21 protein-coding genes are annotated in these 18,495 nt (G+C 32.8%); 13 read left to right on the top strand and 8 right to left on the bottom strand.

Annotated elements, in window-relative coordinates; all coding sequences use genetic code 11:
* Nucleotides 1-227: 227 nt before the first annotated feature.
* The 4 genes from KGF86_RS06495 to KGF86_RS19260 all read left to right on the top strand — a co-directional run bounded on the left by KGF86_RS06495 (nt 228) and on the right by KGF86_RS19260 (nt 3,253).
* Nucleotides 228-761 (top strand): hypothetical protein, encoded by a 534-nt coding sequence (locus KGF86_RS06495; protein WP_211741408.1) that lies wholly within the window; start codon nt 228-230, stop codon nt 759-761.
* Between the two features lie 106 nt (nt 762-867).
* Nucleotides 868-1,755, top strand: coding sequence for a methyltransferase (locus KGF86_RS06490; protein ID WP_211741407.1), 888 nt, complete (start codon nt 868-870; stop codon nt 1,753-1,755).
* 274 nt (nt 1,756-2,029) lie between these two features.
* Nucleotides 2,030-2,491: a VanZ family protein gene (locus tag KGF86_RS06485; protein ID WP_246521396.1), complete on the top strand. Its 462-nt coding sequence runs from the start codon at nt 2,030-2,032 to the stop codon at nt 2,489-2,491.
* Nucleotides 2,492-2,947: 456 nt separating this feature from the next.
* Nucleotides 2,948-3,253 (top strand): hypothetical protein, encoded by a 306-nt coding sequence (locus tag KGF86_RS19260; protein WP_246521348.1) that lies wholly within the window; start codon nt 2,948-2,950, stop codon nt 3,251-3,253.
* A 937-nt stretch (nt 3,254-4,190) separates the two neighbouring features.
* On the opposite strand, the gene KGF86_RS06475 is transcribed toward KGF86_RS19260, so the two are convergent.
* The 8 genes from KGF86_RS06475 to KGF86_RS06440 are packed head-to-tail and all read right to left on the bottom strand — an operon-like array spanning nt 4,191 to nt 10,721.
* Nucleotides 4,191-4,646 carry a site-2 protease family protein gene (locus KGF86_RS06475; protein WP_211741405.1) on the bottom strand — a complete coding sequence of 152 codons (456 nt, stop codon included), beginning with the start codon at nt 4,644-4,646 and terminating at the stop codon, nt 4,191-4,193.
* A gap of 60 nt (nt 4,647-4,706) precedes the next feature.
* The gene (locus tag KGF86_RS19670; RefSeq protein WP_211741404.1) at nt 4,707-4,946 is read right to left on the bottom strand and encodes an acyl carrier protein; all 240 of its coding nucleotides are present in this window, start codon (nt 4,944-4,946) and stop codon (nt 4,707-4,709) included.
* The gene (locus tag KGF86_RS06465; RefSeq protein WP_211741403.1) at nt 4,903-5,928 is read right to left on the bottom strand and encodes a BtrH N-terminal domain-containing protein; all 1,026 of its coding nucleotides are present in this window, start codon (nt 5,926-5,928) and stop codon (nt 4,903-4,905) included. Before KGF86_RS06465 ends, KGF86_RS19670 begins: the two co-directional genes overlap by 44 nt.
* A gap of 20 nt (nt 5,929-5,948) precedes the next feature.
* Nucleotides 5,949-7,565, bottom strand: a complete 1,617-nt coding sequence (locus tag KGF86_RS06460; RefSeq protein WP_211741402.1) for an ABC transporter ATP-binding protein — start codon at nt 7,563-7,565, stop codon at nt 5,949-5,951.
* Nucleotides 7,549-8,352, bottom strand: a complete 804-nt coding sequence (locus KGF86_RS06455) for a SagB/ThcOx family dehydrogenase (RefSeq protein WP_211741401.1) — start codon at nt 8,350-8,352, stop codon at nt 7,549-7,551. Before KGF86_RS06455 ends, KGF86_RS06460 begins: the two co-directional genes overlap by 17 nt.
* A gap of 18 nt (nt 8,353-8,370) precedes the next feature.
* On the bottom strand, nt 8,371-9,642 hold the full coding sequence (locus KGF86_RS06450) for a YcaO-like family protein (protein ID WP_211741400.1): 1,272 nt from the start codon (nt 9,640-9,642) through the stop codon (nt 8,371-8,373).
* Entirely contained in the window at nt 9,635-10,555 is a 921-nt protein-coding gene (locus tag KGF86_RS06445) for a hypothetical protein (protein WP_211741399.1), read from the bottom strand. Before KGF86_RS06445 ends, KGF86_RS06450 begins: the two co-directional genes overlap by 8 nt.
* Nucleotides 10,524-10,721, bottom strand: coding sequence for a hypothetical protein (locus tag KGF86_RS06440; RefSeq protein WP_211741398.1), 198 nt, complete (start codon nt 10,719-10,721; stop codon nt 10,524-10,526). The genes KGF86_RS06445 and KGF86_RS06440 overlap by 32 nt, the downstream gene beginning before the upstream one ends.
* Nucleotides 10,722-11,163: 442 nt before the next feature.
* Here KGF86_RS06440 and KGF86_RS06435 point away from each other — a divergent pair, with 442 nt between their 5' ends.
* The 9 genes from KGF86_RS06435 (at nt 11,164) to tnpB (ending at nt 18,259) form a co-directional block, all read left to right on the top strand.
* Complete coding sequence (locus KGF86_RS06435; protein WP_211741397.1) at nt 11,164-11,544, top strand: HIT family protein; 381 nt, start codon at nt 11,164-11,166, stop codon at nt 11,542-11,544.
* Between the two features lie 261 nt (nt 11,545-11,805).
* Entirely contained in the window at nt 11,806-12,555 is a 750-nt protein-coding gene (locus KGF86_RS06430) for a class I SAM-dependent methyltransferase (RefSeq protein ID WP_211741396.1), read from the top strand.
* Between the two features lie 114 nt (nt 12,556-12,669).
* Entirely contained in the window at nt 12,670-12,915 is a 246-nt protein-coding gene (locus tag KGF86_RS19255; RefSeq protein WP_246521346.1) for a VOC family protein, read from the top strand.
* A gap of 436 nt (nt 12,916-13,351) precedes the next feature.
* Nucleotides 13,352-13,810: an NUDIX hydrolase gene (locus KGF86_RS06420; protein ID WP_246521344.1), complete on the top strand. Its 459-nt coding sequence runs from the start codon at nt 13,352-13,354 to the stop codon at nt 13,808-13,810.
* Between the two features lie 267 nt (nt 13,811-14,077).
* Nucleotides 14,078-14,530 carry a hypothetical protein gene (locus KGF86_RS06415; RefSeq protein ID WP_211741395.1) on the top strand — a complete coding sequence of 151 codons (453 nt, stop codon included), beginning with the start codon at nt 14,078-14,080 and terminating at the stop codon, nt 14,528-14,530.
* A gap of 12 nt (nt 14,531-14,542) precedes the next feature.
* Entirely contained in the window at nt 14,543-14,797 is a 255-nt protein-coding gene (locus KGF86_RS06410; RefSeq protein WP_211741394.1) for a hypothetical protein, read from the top strand.
* Nucleotides 14,798-14,851: 54 nt separating this feature from the next.
* A complete protein-coding gene (locus KGF86_RS06405) occupies nt 14,852-15,853 on the top strand; it encodes an alpha/beta fold hydrolase (protein WP_211741393.1) in 1,002 nt (333 codons plus the stop codon).
* Nucleotides 15,854-16,144: 291 nt separating this feature from the next.
* On the top strand, nt 16,145-16,690 hold the full coding sequence (locus KGF86_RS06400) for a hypothetical protein (protein ID WP_211741392.1): 546 nt from the start codon (nt 16,145-16,147) through the stop codon (nt 16,688-16,690).
* A gap of 396 nt (nt 16,691-17,086) precedes the next feature.
* Entirely contained in the window at nt 17,087-18,259 is a 1,173-nt protein-coding gene (gene tnpB / locus KGF86_RS06395; RefSeq protein WP_211741391.1) for an IS200/IS605 family element RNA-guided endonuclease TnpB, read from the top strand.
* Nucleotides 18,260-18,495 lie beyond the last annotated feature (236 nt).

The following is an 18,495-nucleotide window of genomic DNA, read 5'->3' as shown; positions in this document are numbered from 1 at the left end:
TAATTTACATAGAAAGAGAGATTATGAAAGAAGCTGAGCAAATTAATTCTATGTTTGAAAAAGGAGATTTTACCATAATAATTGGTCTATCCTGATCGGGTTCATCCTCCAACAATATCATCTGCTGCCCACATTTATTGTCCTTGAAAATGAGCTCCATATTACTAAACTTATCAATATTAAAGTAGAAGTTAGAAAATTTATATTCAGAACTGGAGAGGAACAAGATGAGGAACTTTCTACTGTTGTTATTGGTACTTAACATGCTTTTTATGGTTGCTTGTAAAGAAACAGAAGAGACATTCAACAAGAATAAAGATCCAGTAAATAAACAACCTAAATATGAAGAAGACCAATATATAGGTATAGAAAGTGTAGTTCAAGAGAAAGAACTCCCTGCTATTATAAATATTTTATCAGGTGAATTTGTTGAAGCTCATACAACAGGAGACAAGAAAGCCCTTGAGAAATTATTGTCAGATGGAACGAATCTCATAGAGAAAGATAACAAGTTATATCTGACAAATACTGGAGACGATTTCGAATGGTTCTTATTTGATTCTCAAAGTGAGATTACATTGCATGATTGGAAAATACAGGGCTATGCGTACGATAATGAGGAAGAAACATTCTTAGTTCATGTAAGAGAATATTTTTATGATAAAAATGGGATTATCGTCAGCCCGCCCACTTTTCTAAATTTAACATTTAAACTTCAAGCAAGTGATTGGGAAATTATTAGTGTGGTATTCGATGTGTAATCAATGACTAAAGGAGACTACTACAAAGGGAATAATGTTTGTCAAACTAATGGAGCAAGCTTAGTAGAATTTAGAAAGTGACATGTAGAAATAGGGAGAGAGTTAAATGGAGGAATATTATTGGGATACCCAACTGGAATACCTCAAAGGAACAAGAGATTTATATTATAATGATGACTATTTAGAGTTCTTAGTAAGTAGGGTTTGGAAGATTACCAAACCAGTAAATATTATTGATTTTGGCTGTGGGTATGGGTATTTAGGACTGAAATTATTACCCTTATTACCAGAGGGATCCAAATATACGGGGATTGACAAAGGACAACAACTTATTAATAAGGCGGTCGATTATTTTCATGATCTTCCTTATGACACAGAATTCATTGTAGCAGATACGAATGAGATAGAATTAGAGTGTAAGTATGACATTGCTGTTTGCCATACTTTTTTATTACACTTGCCTGAGCCTCAAAAAATGCTTCAAAGAATGGTAGATTCAGTTATAGACGGAGGAAAAATAATATGTTTTGAACCACACTGGATCTCAGCTATGTCGTCTTATGAATTAGAAGGGTATGAACAATCACAACTTGTGCCACTAGGAATATTACAAAAAATATTTGAAGAAAAAGCAAGTAAAACTGGAAATGATGGAAATATTGGAGCAAAAATACCAAAATATCTATATGAATTGGGCGTGGAGAACATTCAATGCAGAGTCAGTGATAAAGTTAACTTCCTACATCCTGATACGAATCAACAAGATAAGGATAGGCTGTTTTATGCGCTTAAAGAGGAGGGGGTAGGTGGCGAACCGACTAATAAAGAGCAGTTTATGGATAGCTTAATAAAACGTGGGGTCTCATTGAAAGAAGCACAGGAACAATATGAGGCTGAACTACTATTTTCACAAGTATTTAACAAGGAATCCTCTTTAATATACGCCCCCAGCATGAAAATTACCTTTGGGGATATAAAAACTCGTAATGCATAATTTGAAATGATTTTTTCTTAATTTAGCAGGGTCGTTCTTAAGGATAATATATTTATCAATAGTACTATGTATGGAGGATTCTTGATGACACGTTTTTGGAGGAGAAAATGTTTATATTTCGCAGGGCTGATGTTCAAGATCATGAGTTTTTAGTTCAATAATCGAATATCAATATAAACTAGTGTTATTGAACACATAACTGGAAAAGACAAGTATGTATAATTCGGTTTATAAGGACATAACTTTCTATATTAAGGAGGTATGTCTATTGAAAATGTTTGTTATAAATTTAAAAATCCGTTTGTACGTTAAATTACTTTTTTTCTTATACATTAGTGTTGTACTATTTGTTAGTCTTGTTAATATCGAATCCATCTACTCAAGAATGATTATCTTTCAACCATTGATTGAAGCACAACATAATCTAATACCGTTTACAACAATCGGAAACTACATAATTAATTTTTATAACTATAATTTTGATATTTGGTTTTTTAATATAATAGGTAATATATTATTATTTGTCCCAATGGGAATATTGCTTCCAATCTTGTCATTTAAATTTAGGAAGTTTTTCCCATCAATAATTTTAGTTATACTATTTAGTCTTACAGTGGAATTGCTACAATACGCTACTCAATTAGGTGTATTTGATATAGATGATATTATATTGAATGCCCTAGGTGGGTCCATAGGATTTTTAATATTTATTATTATGAAAAGAAGAATGAGTTAATCAGCTAAGGTATATAAGAGCTGCACGTAAGATCATCAAACTGGTGATCTTATTTCTTGTCAATTTATTAGGGATATCGTGTTAAAAGTGTATTGAAGAGGTTTTTGTTCTAAAGAAATAAGCCTTCTGAAAGCATTTATTATTCGATACACAATATGTTAATATAAAGGTACAGTCACACTATTAAATGGTAAGAATAGTACAATTAAATATTATGGTAGATAAGGCGATAAATTATAGTAAAAAGAAGAAGGGTATAGAATGTCACGAAATAATAAAATTGTTTTCTCTCTAATATTTTCAGCACTCGTTATGTTACTTTCTGGATGTAGTGGAAGTGAAAAGTTGAGTCATTAATACTTATTATTAGAGGGGGAAAATCAAACTTGGAATTTATCCGATTATGAAGTTGTACTTACACCAGAGAACTTTAAAGCGGGTTATGGAACTTTACATATGAAAAATCCAAATGAATACATTTCAGACTCCTTAAGTTTCGAAACTCACGCAGTTATAAATGTTGAAGATATTAGCGTTCATTCTAGCTCAATCACCGGTACAGGAATTGACATTGCAGAAGAAACAACTGGTGCAATTGAAAGCGGAATATATCTTAACGAAGCTGGAAGCCCTATCAAACTAAATGAAGTAAGTATTATTTACATGATTGTTGAATGGTGGGATATAGGTAAGAGTGAATTTATGAAAGAAAGAATAGATTTATATATCAAACCGAAGAAGGAACAAACTTTCATTAACTAAGGATGCCAAATTGAATTGAAGACGAAAGAGTTCAATGATGTCTACATATGCTTTTATTGAGTATTGCTGACAGTTTGAGCTTGCAGTGTGGAATTTTGAACCACTGAATGCGTTATGGGAGCAAGTAATTGCGGAAGGGAGATTAACCATCAATGTTTAGCCATAATTTGCGCATATACTATTTTCCGCCACCATTGACTTAACTTTTGTCCGTGTTGAGGAAAAATTGCAGGTTTGTCATTAATAATGCCAAAGAGGCACACCTGCTCAAGTATGATTACCCGAACAATCCGACTCAAAGCATTCGCTGGTGGGTCCCCGACCCCTTCCAGCAAATGCAAAGAAAAGGGCGTTACAGTCAATAGCAAGCAGCTCCGCTGTGGCTCTCACTCTATAATCTAAAGAGCGGTTGTACTATTATTAGAGGCTTTCAGTTAAGCAAATGGTGGTTTAAAACTACGCATAAGTGGCTCAATTCATCTACAATATTCAGCTTTGATAAATGAATATACACAACACATAAGTATTACTTATGTGGAAGTCAGTTCTTTAAAAAATTATAACGCAAGTTCTATCATAATAAGAACTAAAAAATATCATCAAAATAAACATACTAAAACCGCAAAAATTCAATCAAATAAACCAACAAAAGTCAACGAAAAATAGGCTTCTGCCGTCAAAATGTCTGCAACACGATAAAAATACAAGAATAAATGATTCCTCAATGTATCAGGAATCATTTATATCAAGAGTTGAACTGATGATCCCGATTGAAACGACCTCCACACTTTCAAGGGGATATGGTAAAAGTATCTAATGATTTGACACCAGTTGTTTTATTAATGTAACGATTATAGTCCATTCATAAACTTGAAATCTCATTAACCATTATGGTGAGTTTAATAGAATCTTAACTTAAATACAAGTGGTCACTGTATTATTGCTTCCTTTTTACTCTTAGTAAATTCATGATATGTTTCCCATCATTAGGAGTTCCATCAGCATAGACTTGGGGAATCATGGTAAAAACAGCTATAAGATAAGAATGAATGATATAGCCACGGATTGGGAGATAGGGGTGGAGATAATTTAATTCCACAATCATCCACAAGATTGTTGCAGATATTACGTTTACAATGATACCGCCAGCTGAAACTAAGATTTCTTTCCCTGTTGTCATACTATCTATTGAGAAATCAACCTCGGCCGTCCAAAATCTATTTTTGCAGACAACATTTTTACCAATTTTAAATATTTTTTTACCATTTCCATAAACTATTTTATGTACACTGCCACCAAATAGTTTTATAAAAAAGACATGACCGTACTCATGCAATATTAATGGAAGGGGTATCGCGATAAGTAAAAATAAAAAGTATTCTAGTATTATCATGTCTACAACCAACCTTTATTCTAAGTTTATATTATTTATGGAAAAAAAGACTCTAGACGTTTAAGAAATACTTTGATGATTATTAATATATCTATCCAAGTCCCCAATCGTATTAATAGAGTACATTTCTTCTATTTCGAGTTCTATATCTAACTCGGTCTCTAAATATATTAATAGGTCTATTACTTCAAGGGAATCAAGGCCCAAGTCAGTTCTTATGTTTGTCAGAAGATCTAGTTTTTTATATTTCAACCCATTATCTTCTAGATAATTTTTTATAGCCTTCAATGTTAATACCATAATTATCTACCTCCTTAACTAATGTTTGATAAAAATCCTTTTCTTTCCAAACGATTTCCTTAAAAAGTTTCTCAGCTTTGATGAGTAAGGAGCTATTTTGTCTAACTCCTGCTTCACCAACAACTGCTAAGAATTCACCCCAAATTTCACATATTTTGCTAAATTTTTCATGGAACTCTAGTAAAAACTGATAGTAGACTGATAATTCTGCTAGAAAGTCCTTAAATAAATTTCGGAAAGCCGCTCCACCAGATCCACGTTTTTCATTCATTTCATAGACTAATATACAAAACATACTCCAGTCATTAATGGAAGACCATTTGTTCATTTGGGATAATGCTAATTCCATCCCTTGAGCACCCATGTTGTGTTTTGGGGGCTTGAGCATTTTAAGAGCATTCTTTTTTAATGCTATCAAACCTGCTTCAAAAACTTCTTGAATCTGAAAGTAATCCAGATAAAAATGTTGATTATTGATATATAATGGTGGTGCAATACTACTTATAGCATTTTCAACACTTTCATAACTTGATTTTTCTATCTGGCTATTCAGACTATCTGAGATGAAGTACTGTTTCTTCTCATCATCATATCCTGTAATGACAATTGAGTGACCAGAATAATAGTTTTTGGAATTAACATAATCAAGATAGTAAAGGTCTGTAATCAAGATACTAGGGTTGCCTTTAATCAAATTTGATTTTATGGTTTTATGATCTAAGTTACCTAGCCTTTTAATTCTCCAATCATAGCCGATATTCTTAAAAAAAACTGGCTCAAAAAACGGACTTCTACCTATTAGACTTATTTGCGGAGTAGCATTGGGATTGGCAGTATATATAAAATCAAGCCCCTCTCCTATCCCAAAACACATTGCTTCTGATAAGTGGTGACCATAATAAAAACATACATTCATAATAGCGGTTGAAGAGCAGTGCAATCCTTTCTTATGTTGAAAATCATTTAAAACAAATTTCTTCATATACATCACCCTGTTATCTACTAATTTAAAGAAACAATATTATCTGACTCAGTAATTAACTCATTTTCATGTGTGATAATAATAATAATTTTATCCTCACTTAACCTTCTTAGTAATGGCATAATTATTTCTCTATAGTTATGATCTAAGTTTGATATAACCTCATCCAGTATTAAAACCTCCTTATTATGTAATATGGCTCTCATTACGGAAATAATGTATTCTTGTCCAGTGGATACAGAACTTTGAAAGTCTAAATCCTTCACTTTATTGGCATTTTCACCTATAATATCCTTTATTTTCTGAAGAAGTTCTTTACTTGATAGGCTTAAACCAAAATTATCGTTTATATCCCCGGGGATTAGATTGCCTTCTCTAAATACAACCCCAACTTTTTTTCGCATTACCGTTAATATATCAAACGAAATTTCTTTATCATTAATAAAAAGTTTTCCTTTTTCGGGACGGTATGCACCTAGTAATAGTTTTAACAGAGTTGTTTTACCTGTTCCATTATTCCCTAAAAGGAAATTTACTTTTCCTTTTACAAAGGTAGCAGTAGTTATATGGATTTTACTATTACTATTGTAATAGGTATAATCCACATTCTTCATGCTTAGCTTTTTAATTGTTTCAAATGGTAATTCTAGGGATTCTTTATTTGTGGATTCCTCCTGCAAGACAAGAATTTCTTCAATTCTATCCGTACTAACTTGCATCACTCGTAATGCCATGATATTCCCTATTAAACCTTGTATCGGATTGAATACTTGATTCATATACGTTATTAAAGCTATCATTGTTCCTACTGTAACCATCTGGCTTAAAGTAGATTGTATTCCAATAATGATGATAATTATAAGGGATACATTCGATAAAACCTTTTGGACAATTTCATTTGCAACATAATTTCTACCAATCTTTATATCGAGTTCATATGCTTTTGAAAAGAGCTGATAAAATACATTGTCCCAAAACCTTTTGAAATTATAGACGGCTGATACTAGTCTTCTATTCAAAAACAAAAACCCATTATTTATCGTATTCGTTTGATTCTCAATGTATTCTCTAGATAGAAAGTTCAACTTATTTCCTAGTATATAAGTAGAAACTACATATATTGGCATGAAAAAAACAACTAAGATGCCAATAAAAGGATTTAAAATAAATATAATAGTTAATGATATTAATATATTTAAAAAACCACCAATAATACTAAGAGATACATTTAGAATATCTCGCTGAATTGAAGATAGTTCATGAACAATTCTGTTCAACAAATCGGATTCTGGATATTTATTTAATTTCTCATATCTAATTTTACTAATTTTAGATATTATTTTCTTACGTATGTTAATAAAGCTAATAGCAAGCAATTTATTTAATGTTAAAGAAGAGACACTGGATACAATTAAAGAAATCGCTACTAATGTTATCATCATATATAGATAAAACCATGTTGTTTCATAATCACCTAACGTAATTCCATCAATGATAAGCTTCATTAAATATGGTATTCCTGCTACGCTAAGCAGATTGAAAATAAGCAAGAATACCCCAATTAAAAACCTTACTTTTTGCAGTCTTACAATCTCTTCAAATAAATATTCTTTAGTAAAGTTATTCAAAAAACTCATTATAGTCATACTCCACAATTTTATTTTCATATCCAAAAGAAATAAGATATAAGGCATTCTCGTCCACTCCATTTATTTCTAAGATGGAGTTAATATTATCATCGAAAAAACCACCTAATCCACAACTCCCCATTGACATAGCATTAGCAATGAGCATACTGTTTTGAGCTATATGCCCTGCCTCAAATAAACAAAATCGGTATCCTCTTTCCATATATTTGTGTGTTGTTCTATCAAATATACCAGTTATGATTAAGGTGAATTTTGAACTCCCCACTATTTCCTTAAGGTACTGGTCATGATGGAATTCATCGATAAACTTTTGAATATAGCTTCCATTCTTTATTAAGGATAAAGAATGAGCATAAGGGGAATAATGGTATATTCCTTTTTCGATATCTTTAACATTATTTACTAGAACATATAATTCATTTGGATATTTAGCTCCAGCTGATGGTGTTGCTCTAAATGATCTATCTGCCTCCCTATGGGTAATGCCGTAAGAATATTGCAAAAAGATGGATAATTGATCTAGAGTAACAGTCCTGTTATCATCAAAATTTCTTATTGATTTTCTATCTTTTATGCAAGTAAATAGATTTGTGTTATTAATATCTAAGCTAATGTTTTTAGGTAGCTTTACTTCAATCCGATTGTAGTATTTTTTTTTAATTTCTTTTGTATAATCAGGAAGGCCAGGTACCTTTTGATAGAAATCTTTGTGTAGTTTGGAATTTTCATGGTATATTTTATATAATGGATCAAAAGAATCATTCAATTTTCTCATTGATAAAGCCTCCTATATTTATGGAAATGGATGCGGATTCTCATTAAAGTATGGTAAGTTGTTCGCATTGATAATCTCTGGAACTGTGTGAAGCCTCTTATTGTTAAATCCTGGATACTTAAAATCTATAAAGAATAATTCGGGACTTATGACTCGAACTGTTTTTAAACCAATCGCCTCTATATCGGGTGTAGTTAAATCTTTATATAATATTTCGATATCTCTATCTTTTAATAGTTTAATAACATCTTGTAAGGAATAGGATGCATATTTTTGTTTCTCATCAATATTAGCTTTGTTTCTAGAGGAATACAGGAATTGTAAATTTTCTAGATCTTTTCCTGATGCATAATAAAATAAATGGTCTTCAATCGTTCTAATTTCTTCTATTCTTTCAGGAATTTCCTCAGCAATATAAGTAAAGTGAAAACCAACCAGAGCTTCTTCCAAGGATTTTGTCATAGCATCAAAAACATTTAACTGGCAGGATGCTCCACAAGCAATGAAAGGTAATTGATTTAGTTTATTTTTTATTAGACAAAAAACAATTGGTATTTCTAAGTCTAATGTGATATCAATAAAAATAACATCAAGATTAGAATAATGACATTCATTCAGTAGTTCCGATAAATGTGGATTATTATTTCGGCTTTTAATTTCATCATTATTATAAATGGGTAAACTTAAAAAATTTTTCCATGTAATCATGATAGAATCTCTTTCAATCAATTCTAATAATCCACCTAGAATGGCGGTATTTAAATTCGTATGACAAGCTAACCCATTCGTAATATTTTCTCGGAATTGCCCTCCATCCAGGTAAGGGCAGTACACGACGTCTGCTGGGGTCAATTTTGTACTGTTATCTATTAATGATGTTGTTTCTACCCAATCAATTCTTGTATATTCATCAATTCGTTTAAACGGCAATGATTTATTCTTATATTGGGAATCCGTGTAATGCTGGAATCTCCTCGGATGGATAGCTTTACCGTTTTCTAATTCTTTATAACTGAGATTATAAAAAATATCGTCAGGGTCAATGTAAGAAGAACAGTATCTCTCCATACTCTCCCCGATTGCTCTATTAATAGCCGTATCTTTATCCTTTGATACACCAGTACCTTCCGAGTAACGCCTTATGATTTTTTTTCCTTCTTCATTTTTTATAGATCTTCCTTGCGAAACAAATATGTTTAAACTGGGTAAGCCTGGATAACTATTAACTCGTTCTATTTGATAGTCAAATCCAAACTTAGGATCAATTATCTTATCCATTAACTTATTCACTTTTTTCACCACCGACGACAGATTCTGCATACATTGACTGTCTATTTTGGTTCGAACAAGAGGAACATAATGGCATTTTATATACTGGTCTTAGATAACTGTCTAAAGTGTCTAAATCGATTTCATACTGTTTCGCGACAATCATACAATAATCCTTAGATAAAAAATACTTATATATTTCATTGATTATTAATCCAAAGCATATGAATTCTGTCGAAGGAAAAGTTAAATAATAATCTTTTCTATCCAAATTTTTTGGGTTATAGAAGTTATCATTGGAGACTTTTCTGTTGATATAACAGGTATAACAAGCAGTTGTTGGAGTTTCAAAAATTGGTCCTATAGTTATCTTATTTACTCCAGTAGAGTATTTTAGCCAAGGTACCTTTTTGTCCAGGCAGATTGAGTTTACTTTGTTAAGCTTATCATGGTCTTCTTTGTTTACAATTACTAGATCCATATTATCAGTAATATCACTAATAGGAATAACGTCTATACGCACAAAACCCATTTCTATCATATATTCTCTTAACCTTGAAGAGCAGGGAGAAGAAATGATTCCTATTCTTTTGTTTAATATAATTTCTATGTTACTATTATCAATATTAAAATAATCTGCAATAACCTTATTAAGTAAGTTATTATTCACTTTACCATCATTAATTGGATCTTCTGATAAATATAAATAATCTTTTGATTCCAAATAGTTCACTAAATCTTGAATAGTATCTACTCTTAAATCAAATTTTTGGGCTAAATGCTCCAACGAATTTTCCCCATTCATTTCACTCACAATTTTAGATATAACTTTCGATGATTCACCAGAAAATATAAGCCTCTCTTCATAAGAGGAAAGAAAAACTTTATCTTCAATAAACCTTTTATTGATAAAAGCTTTTAATTTTGGATACATCCTTCGCACTCCTTTTTGTTTGGTGGAGGAAGTAGAATTTTACTTCCTCCATTTTTGGGTCCTTAATTACCACCATTATCATTATCAGATGTACAGCAAAGGTAGCAACATGCGATACCGCCTCGACAACTGCTATTACCACAACCTGTACCACCACCACAGCCAATTGGTGATGGCTTTTGCACTTTATTAGGATTAGTGCTAGCCGCCTGATAATCTACAGAAAAATTTAGCATTATAATCTTCCCCCCCCTTCATATATGGAATCTATGCTGACTGGAAAACTTTGTATATTTTACATTCTATTATATTTTAAATATAATTTGTATTGGGAAAATTGGTCGTATTTAATCGTATTTAGAGAGAAATTCGATTGTTTTCGACTAAACTAGCGGAAAGTTGTAAAAAAACTCCCATAATTCTACAATATTTTACACTGTCATGGATTTGCTAAAGTTATTCAGACTTAAATTGTCAATTAATTTCTATTAGAGATATTAATGTTACTTGATAAACAATGAATACTTTTGGTTCAGCGTTGTCATAAAAAAGGAGTGATAGTATATTGGTCATGTGAAAATTAGAGATTATATAGATTACTAAAATATGTGATATTCCAAAATGAATATGACACTGCGTTTATCGCTAGTAAATGGTGGCCAAACAATAAAGGGCACGTTCTAGTTGTTCCTAATCAGCACATTGAAAACATATATGAACTCCCCCTAGAATATGCTGCTGAGATTCATAGAGCAGCACAACTTACCGCATTCGCAATGAAGAATACATATAATTGTGATGGGATTACTACCCGTCAGCCTAATGAGCCATCTGGAAGTCAGGATGTCTGGCATTATCATCTTCACGTGTATCCTCGGTATAAAAACGATTTTTTCTATCTTACAAAAGGATTTCAAACAAACCCGGATAAAAGAGCAATTTATGCTGAAAAGTTGAAGATGTGGATCGAAAACCATTTAAATAGATAGTTATATCCATCTGTAGTAAAGTTCTCGAGTATATTTGATTATATAATTCCATTAGTTGAAAAGTAATTATAGCTGACTTTTACTATTTTACTATTTCGATAGAGTTATAAAAATATTAGAACAGAGATTTCTTGCTAACGGTGGAGTAGATTTAATAAAGGTGCGAATATGTTAATCCTCTATGATAACCTAAGTCAATTCTTGATAACCTTATTGAATTGGTGGGTATTCTTACTTTTTTAGATATTGGGAGGTGTTAAAATGGGAGAATTTGACTATGAAAATCTATATGATAAGGTCGGTAAAATAAACGGTTGGGATTTTAGTAATATAAAATCTCTTACTGATGGTGTTAATTGGAATTTTTATGAAGAAGTAATCAAAAGATGTAATAAAACAGACGTTCTTTTAGATATCGGTTCTGGTGGCGCTGAAAATTTAATAAAAATTGCACCTTCATTATTCTTCTTAATTGGAATTGATTTATCTAAAGGCATGTTGGAAACAGCTTTAACAAATTTAAAAAGATCAAAAGTAACGAACGTGAAGTTTTTTCAAATGTCGTCTGACCAGTTACAGTTTCCCGCCTGTTTCTTTGATGTAGTTTCATGTCGTCATGCGCCATTTTCATCAACAGAAGTAGTTAGGGTGTTAAAACAAGGGGGTTGGTTTTTGACTCAACAAGTAAGTGAAGATGATAAACTTAACCTAAAGAAAGCATTTGGTCGTGGCCAGGCTTTTGATGAAAGGGATGGTGTATTAAAAGAACGATATATTCGTGAACTTAGTGAGGCAGGGTTTTCTGAGATTAAATCATTTGAATATGATGCAATCGAATATATTAAAAGTACAGATGAACTAATTTTTTTACTTAAACATACACCAATTATTCCTAATTTTGGTCAAGATAGTAGGGACATTGAAATACTAAGTGATTTCATAAAGAACAATAGAAATGAGAAAGGAATTATAACAAATTCTAAAAGGTTTCTCTTAATTGCAAGAAAGTAAGAACGGAATTATCTTATATCAATCTGAATAAGTATAGCTTTTTCTGCACCAGTGTATATTTTAAACTTTAAACATGTACTATTAATAAAGGAATTGAATAATAGGGGTGATTGTTTGGTTCTTCAAAGATTAAGTTTGGTAACGATTGGGTGTTATGATTTACCTCTTCTTCGTAAATTTTATAATAATTTAGGTTGGGAAGAAACAGACCACGGATATGTAGACTATGCGATTTTTAAAACAGCAGGTGTTTTATTATCACTTTATTCCGTGGAAAAGTTGGCGCGAGACACTGGGCTAGAAATTATGAAACCAAACACTTTCTTTAAAGGTGTTACATTTTCAATAAATGTTGATTAGCCAATTCAAGTTGATGAAACAATTGAAGTGGTTAGGGGCCTTGGGGGAAATATTATAATTGAACCAAATGAACCTACTGGTAGTTTTCGCTCATCGACTTTTGCTGACCCTGAAAATAATATATGGGAAGTTGCATATAACCCGGATTCTACTTTTGATAAAAGAGGAGCTATGCTTACCATTTAGATAAAATTTTAGATTCGAGGATAATAAGCCCTTAATGTTTTGAGAAATAAATATTAATATATTTTAAGTGTACTTGAGTGAAATAAAAGATCATCATATTGGTGGTCTTTTATTCTTGGGTGAATGTGCCGGATATGAAACTGAAGTTGAAGCAATTAAAGACTACTTATATTAATGTTCTGCTTTTCAAGCCAACAGGGCAATTATTGAAAGGATAAAATGGTACAATAAAGAACAAAGGGAGGGGAAAATGATTAGGATTTTTGGAGAAAAAAAAGCTGGTCTTGATTATCTATTAAGAAAAGGCGTTTATGCTGTAATTTTCAACACTACCGGAGATAAGGTTTTAACTGTCTACACTTCAAGAGGAGATTATTTTTTACCTGGTGGTGGAATTGAAAAGGATGAGAGTTTTCAAGAATGCTTACATAGAGAAATATTAGAAGAAACTGGATATAGCGTATCAATAGGCTCTTTTATAGGTGAGGCAAATAGGTATTTTCAATCTACTAAAAATGAGCCAATACTAAATGAGGGATACTTTTACTTAGCAGCATTATTGAACAAGCTACAGGAGCCAATAGAAGAGGACCACTTTATGAAGTGGATTGATATTAATGATGTTGAAGAGCTGCTTTTTCATGAGCACCATTGTTGGGCGGTGTATGAGGGGTTAAAAATTGAACGGTGGCAAAAATGTGGAAGATAAGATGATTTTTCTTTGAAATAGACGGTGCTTTCGATTATTATTATTATTTAGAAAGGGAAAGAATTTTAGACTTTTTCCGATTAAAAGGCTATTGACGTTTGGAAGCAATTTTCTAGTGAATACTTTGACAAATTCTTAACTAATGAATTGTCATTTCAAGAACAAAAAAGAGTAGAATGATGGAACTTTTTAAGATGGTTGAAATTAATCTTACCAACAAGAAGCTGAAAACCTGTACTTGCATGGCAATTGCCTGTCGTAAAATGTTTGTATACGACATTAAAGATGTTTATGAAAAGGGCGCTTGTACTTTTGGAAAGGGAGCATCTGGCTGGATTTCGGGCGCATGAGCATGTGAGATGGGCGCATCTGACTGGATTTCGGGCGCATGTACATGTGGAAAGGGAGCATCTGACTGGACTTTGGGTGCATGTGCATGCGGAAAGGGAGCATCTGACTGGATTTCGGGCGCATGTACATGTGGAAAGGGAGCATCTGGCTGGATATCGGGCACATGTGCTTATGGAAAGGGAACATCTGGCTGGATTTCAGGCTCATGTGCTTATGGAAAGGGAGCATCTGGCTGGACTTTGGGCGCATGTACATGTGGAAAGGGCACATCTGACCGGAGTTTGGGCGCATGTACATAAGAAAAGGGAGCATCCGGTTCGGAATTGGGCTCATCCTACTGGGGTTTCTCTAAGTGTAAATATAACATAGGGGGTAGTTCAAATGGGGAAAGTTAGTTTTGTTTCAGGAATAGTTATGATTGGATTAAGTGCTGTATTATATACAACAGAAAGATTTATTGCTGTATTTCTATACGTTAGTGATAGTTTTCCTGTTAAACTGAATGGAAATGGGTCTTATCCAGGTGAGCCAAATATGCCTGCAATTTTTGATAATTTCTTTGTCGGTTTATTATTGATCCTTGGATTATTTTTAATTGTATTAGGTGTCATTCAAAATAATAGACTTAGTAAGTAAATATATAATCATTACCACTCAGCAAGACCAATACAAAGGGAAGGAAATGAGAGAATGCTTATAGAGTCTTATGAGAAACCTTTGATTAATAAAAACCAGATAAATAAAAAAGGGACAGTAACAAAAGAGTATATTGAAATAAATGAGGTACGACAAGGATTGATTATCGAATCTTTAAATCAAGCAAAACCATTATTATTATTTTTACATGGAGGTCCTGGATTTCCAGTCTATCCAGTCAATAAAGCCTATGGTACCAAATTCGAGCAATTATTCGATATCTGTTATTGGGATCAAAGAGGTACAGGAATGTCGTACGATAATAAAGAAGCCAAAAATCCTCTAACGTTGGAACAAATGGTTGAGGACACCATTCAAGTAGTAAATTATTTACGGAAAAAGTATTCCCAAGACAAGATTTATTTGATTGGGCATTCCTGGGGTACTTATCTTGGTAGTATTGTCGCAAGTAAACGGCCTGAGTTATTCTACGCTTATATTGGTGTAGGCCAAATAGGGGCGCAAAAAGATTCTGAAAAAGAGACATATCATTATATCTTAAAAACAGCAATGGATCGGAATGATAAACGCGCCATTAAACAAATAGAGAAAGTAAAATTTGATGAAAACTATTATAAGAAGCATTCGTATGCAGTAATAAGAAAAAAGTTTACAGAAAAGTATGGTGGGGGTTTTAAACGTGATGGATACTCTTTCATTATGACTCTGAGAGATATTTTCTCCTGTCCAAACTATACTTTTAAAGAACGAATGAATATCCTAAGTGGTAGTTATTATAGCTATCAGTCATTAGCACATGCTATGTCTACAATTGATCTGATAAAATTAGTTCCAACACTTAACCTCCCAGTATTTATACTCCAAGGATTACATGATTATCTAACAACTCACACGCAGGCAAGACGTTTTTACGAATCAATAGAATCCCCCTACAAGGAAATGTACACCTTTGAAAATTCATCCCACACTCCTTTTATTGAAGAGCAAGAACTTTTTTATAAAATAATGCGAGACAATGTATTGGGTGCGGTGTAATTTGACCTTTTGCTAACAATACAGAGGTCTATTACCGAGTGTCGCTTTTTTCTAGTGATAAAATTCCAGAATATTATGTTACCCATTGATATAGAAAATAGTATGGAACCGAGTATTAAGAACTTGAAAAGGTGCGAAAGGTTAAATCAAATGCGGAAACCAACCATATTTCCGGAATTGTTATTACATCTTAATATGGAACGATCTTTTGAAAGCTAATTGGAAGGGTAGTTTAAGGAGTAATAACGATGCCAATGTGTTTAGTTAATATAAAAAGGGAGTCTATTATTAATGTCAGACAACTATTCATATAGAAAATTTCGTTCGTTAATCATGTGGATTTTAATTATTACCATTTTAATTCTTTTTGTTTTTCTTCTTGCAGAGCGAGGAAAGTATGCAAATGAGAAGGATAAATTAGAATCAGCAACGATGTACCTATATAATTTAGAGGTTGAAAGTAGTATAAGAAGCCTTCTACTTTATTTAGGATTAAGACCTGCGGTAGAAATTGAGTGGGAGGAACAAGAGGTTCGCGAGACGCTTAACTATTATTTCGCTAATTTAGATAGGGGTATAGATAACATAAACGATCCCATTCTAGAAGGAATCCCGGAAAAAGTACATACAGAACTTCTGACTTTGCAAGAGACGATAAAGAGTTTCCAGCAAAGTATTCAATCTCAAGAAACCATAGACGATACTACAAAAGAGGAAATTATGAAGTTATCTAGCTCCATCCATAGGTGTAACGTGGAGGAACATAATAGGAGTTGGGAACAAATTTTTTCGGAGATAGAATGTTTAAATCTAAATACTATAAGTGCTGAAAAATAAGTGTATTACTCGAAGCAACTGGTGCCATGGTTGCATTTGAATATGTCAACTAAATAAAAGATTATAGGTTAGAAACGATGGCGTTTACGTGGAAGCAGAGTTTAAATCAGAGGGAAGTTGATGTGCTGATCATTATAACAGTAATATTATTTGTGTTTTTATCTAAAATAGGCGAGAAAACCCCCATCTTCAAGGAATGAGAAGGGTAAAGCCCCATGAGTAAGTGGGGGATGAATCGCCTTCGGACAAGGGATGGCTTACTTGCCACCTCGATTGTCCGACTGTTCGAGTGCGTGTTGATGAGATAAATAATAGCTTGGGTACGAGTGGTAAAACCTTTTTTCTGTAAAGTCATCCATTCGTTTCCATCAAACATAATGAAGGAGGTGAAAATCAATGGTAGTGAAAAAAGCCTGCAAGTTCCGAATCTATCCAAGTAAAAAGAAAATGGAACTGATTAACAAAACAATTGGATGTTCTCGCTTTGTTTACAACTATTTTGTTGGAAAACAAAAAGGTAAAGATGCTTATTGGTACATCGTCAATGAAATGGTGCAGAACGGTCAACTGACTGAAAATAATTGGAAAGGTGAGTTTTTCAATAAAAACCAATCCATTAAGGTAGTTCGTGAATTAAAGAAACACTATCCGTTTTTAAAAGAAGTCGATAGTATCGCCCTTCAAAAATCAGTTGAAATAGTAAACGATTCTTACACTCGATATTACAAAAACCAAAACGCCGAACCACGTTTCAAATCAAAAAAGAATCCGGTTCAATCCTATACAACAAAGTTTGTAAATGGGAATATTGCTGTTTTGGATAAGCATATTAAACTACCGAAATTAGGTCTTGTTCGTTTTGCGAAAAGTCGTGAAGTAGAAGGTCGCATTATGAACGCAACGATTAGACGTAACCCTTCTGGAAAATACTTCGTTTCGATTTTAGCCGAAACAGAAGTTGAACAACTTGGAAAGACAGGTTCTGCAATTGGAATTGATGTTGGATTAAAAGACTTTGCCACACTTTCGGATGGAACGACGTATGCAAATCCAAAATTCTTCCGAACATTAGAAGAAAAATTAGCAAAAGCACAGCGTATTCTTTCAAGACGACAAATTAGTTCTTCCAATTGGAACAAACAAAAAGTAAAAGTGGCACGACTTCACGAAAAGATAGCAAATGCCAGAAAGGATATGTTAGATAAAATCTCTACCGAAATTGTCAAAAACCACGACATCATTGGTATTGAAGATTTGTCTGTCAAAAACATGTTAAAGAATCATAATCTTGCTAAGGTTATCAGCGAGGTATCTTGGTCACAATTTCGCACAATGTTGGAATATAAAGCAAATTGGTATGGAAAACAGGTTGTGACCGTAGCGAAAAATTTCCCTTCCAGTCAGCTTTGTTCAACGTGTGGTCATAAGTATAAAGACGTTAAAAATCTTGCTTTGCGTGAGTGGGAGTGTCCTACCTGTAAAACCCGTCACGATAGAGATATTAACGCAAGTTTGAATCTTCGTAACGAAGCATTACGATTAACCGCAGGAACTGCGGGGATAGCCTAATCCATAACTAACCGATAGGTTGGTATTCTTAGGAATTCCCCACTTCAATGAGACCGTAAGTCGATAAGTGGGGGGTAGTTCAAACGAGTTTACGGCAATTAGAAAGCAAAATAATACTATTATAAAACAAAATGAAAGAGTAATTACTTTAATTAGAAGAAATCAAAAATAAGTAGACCATGTTTTTTGGGTTGTTTCTATCTCATTAAGCTAAAGGGGGAGGAATAATCAATTAG

The organism is Ornithinibacillus massiliensis (assembly GCF_018310345.1).
Taxonomy (GTDB): domain Bacteria; phylum Bacillota; class Bacilli; order Bacillales; family Amphibacillaceae; genus Ornithinibacillus; species Ornithinibacillus massiliensis.
The sequence above is the reverse complement of the archived record's forward strand: the minus strand, read 5'-3'. Positions and strand labels throughout refer to the sequence as shown.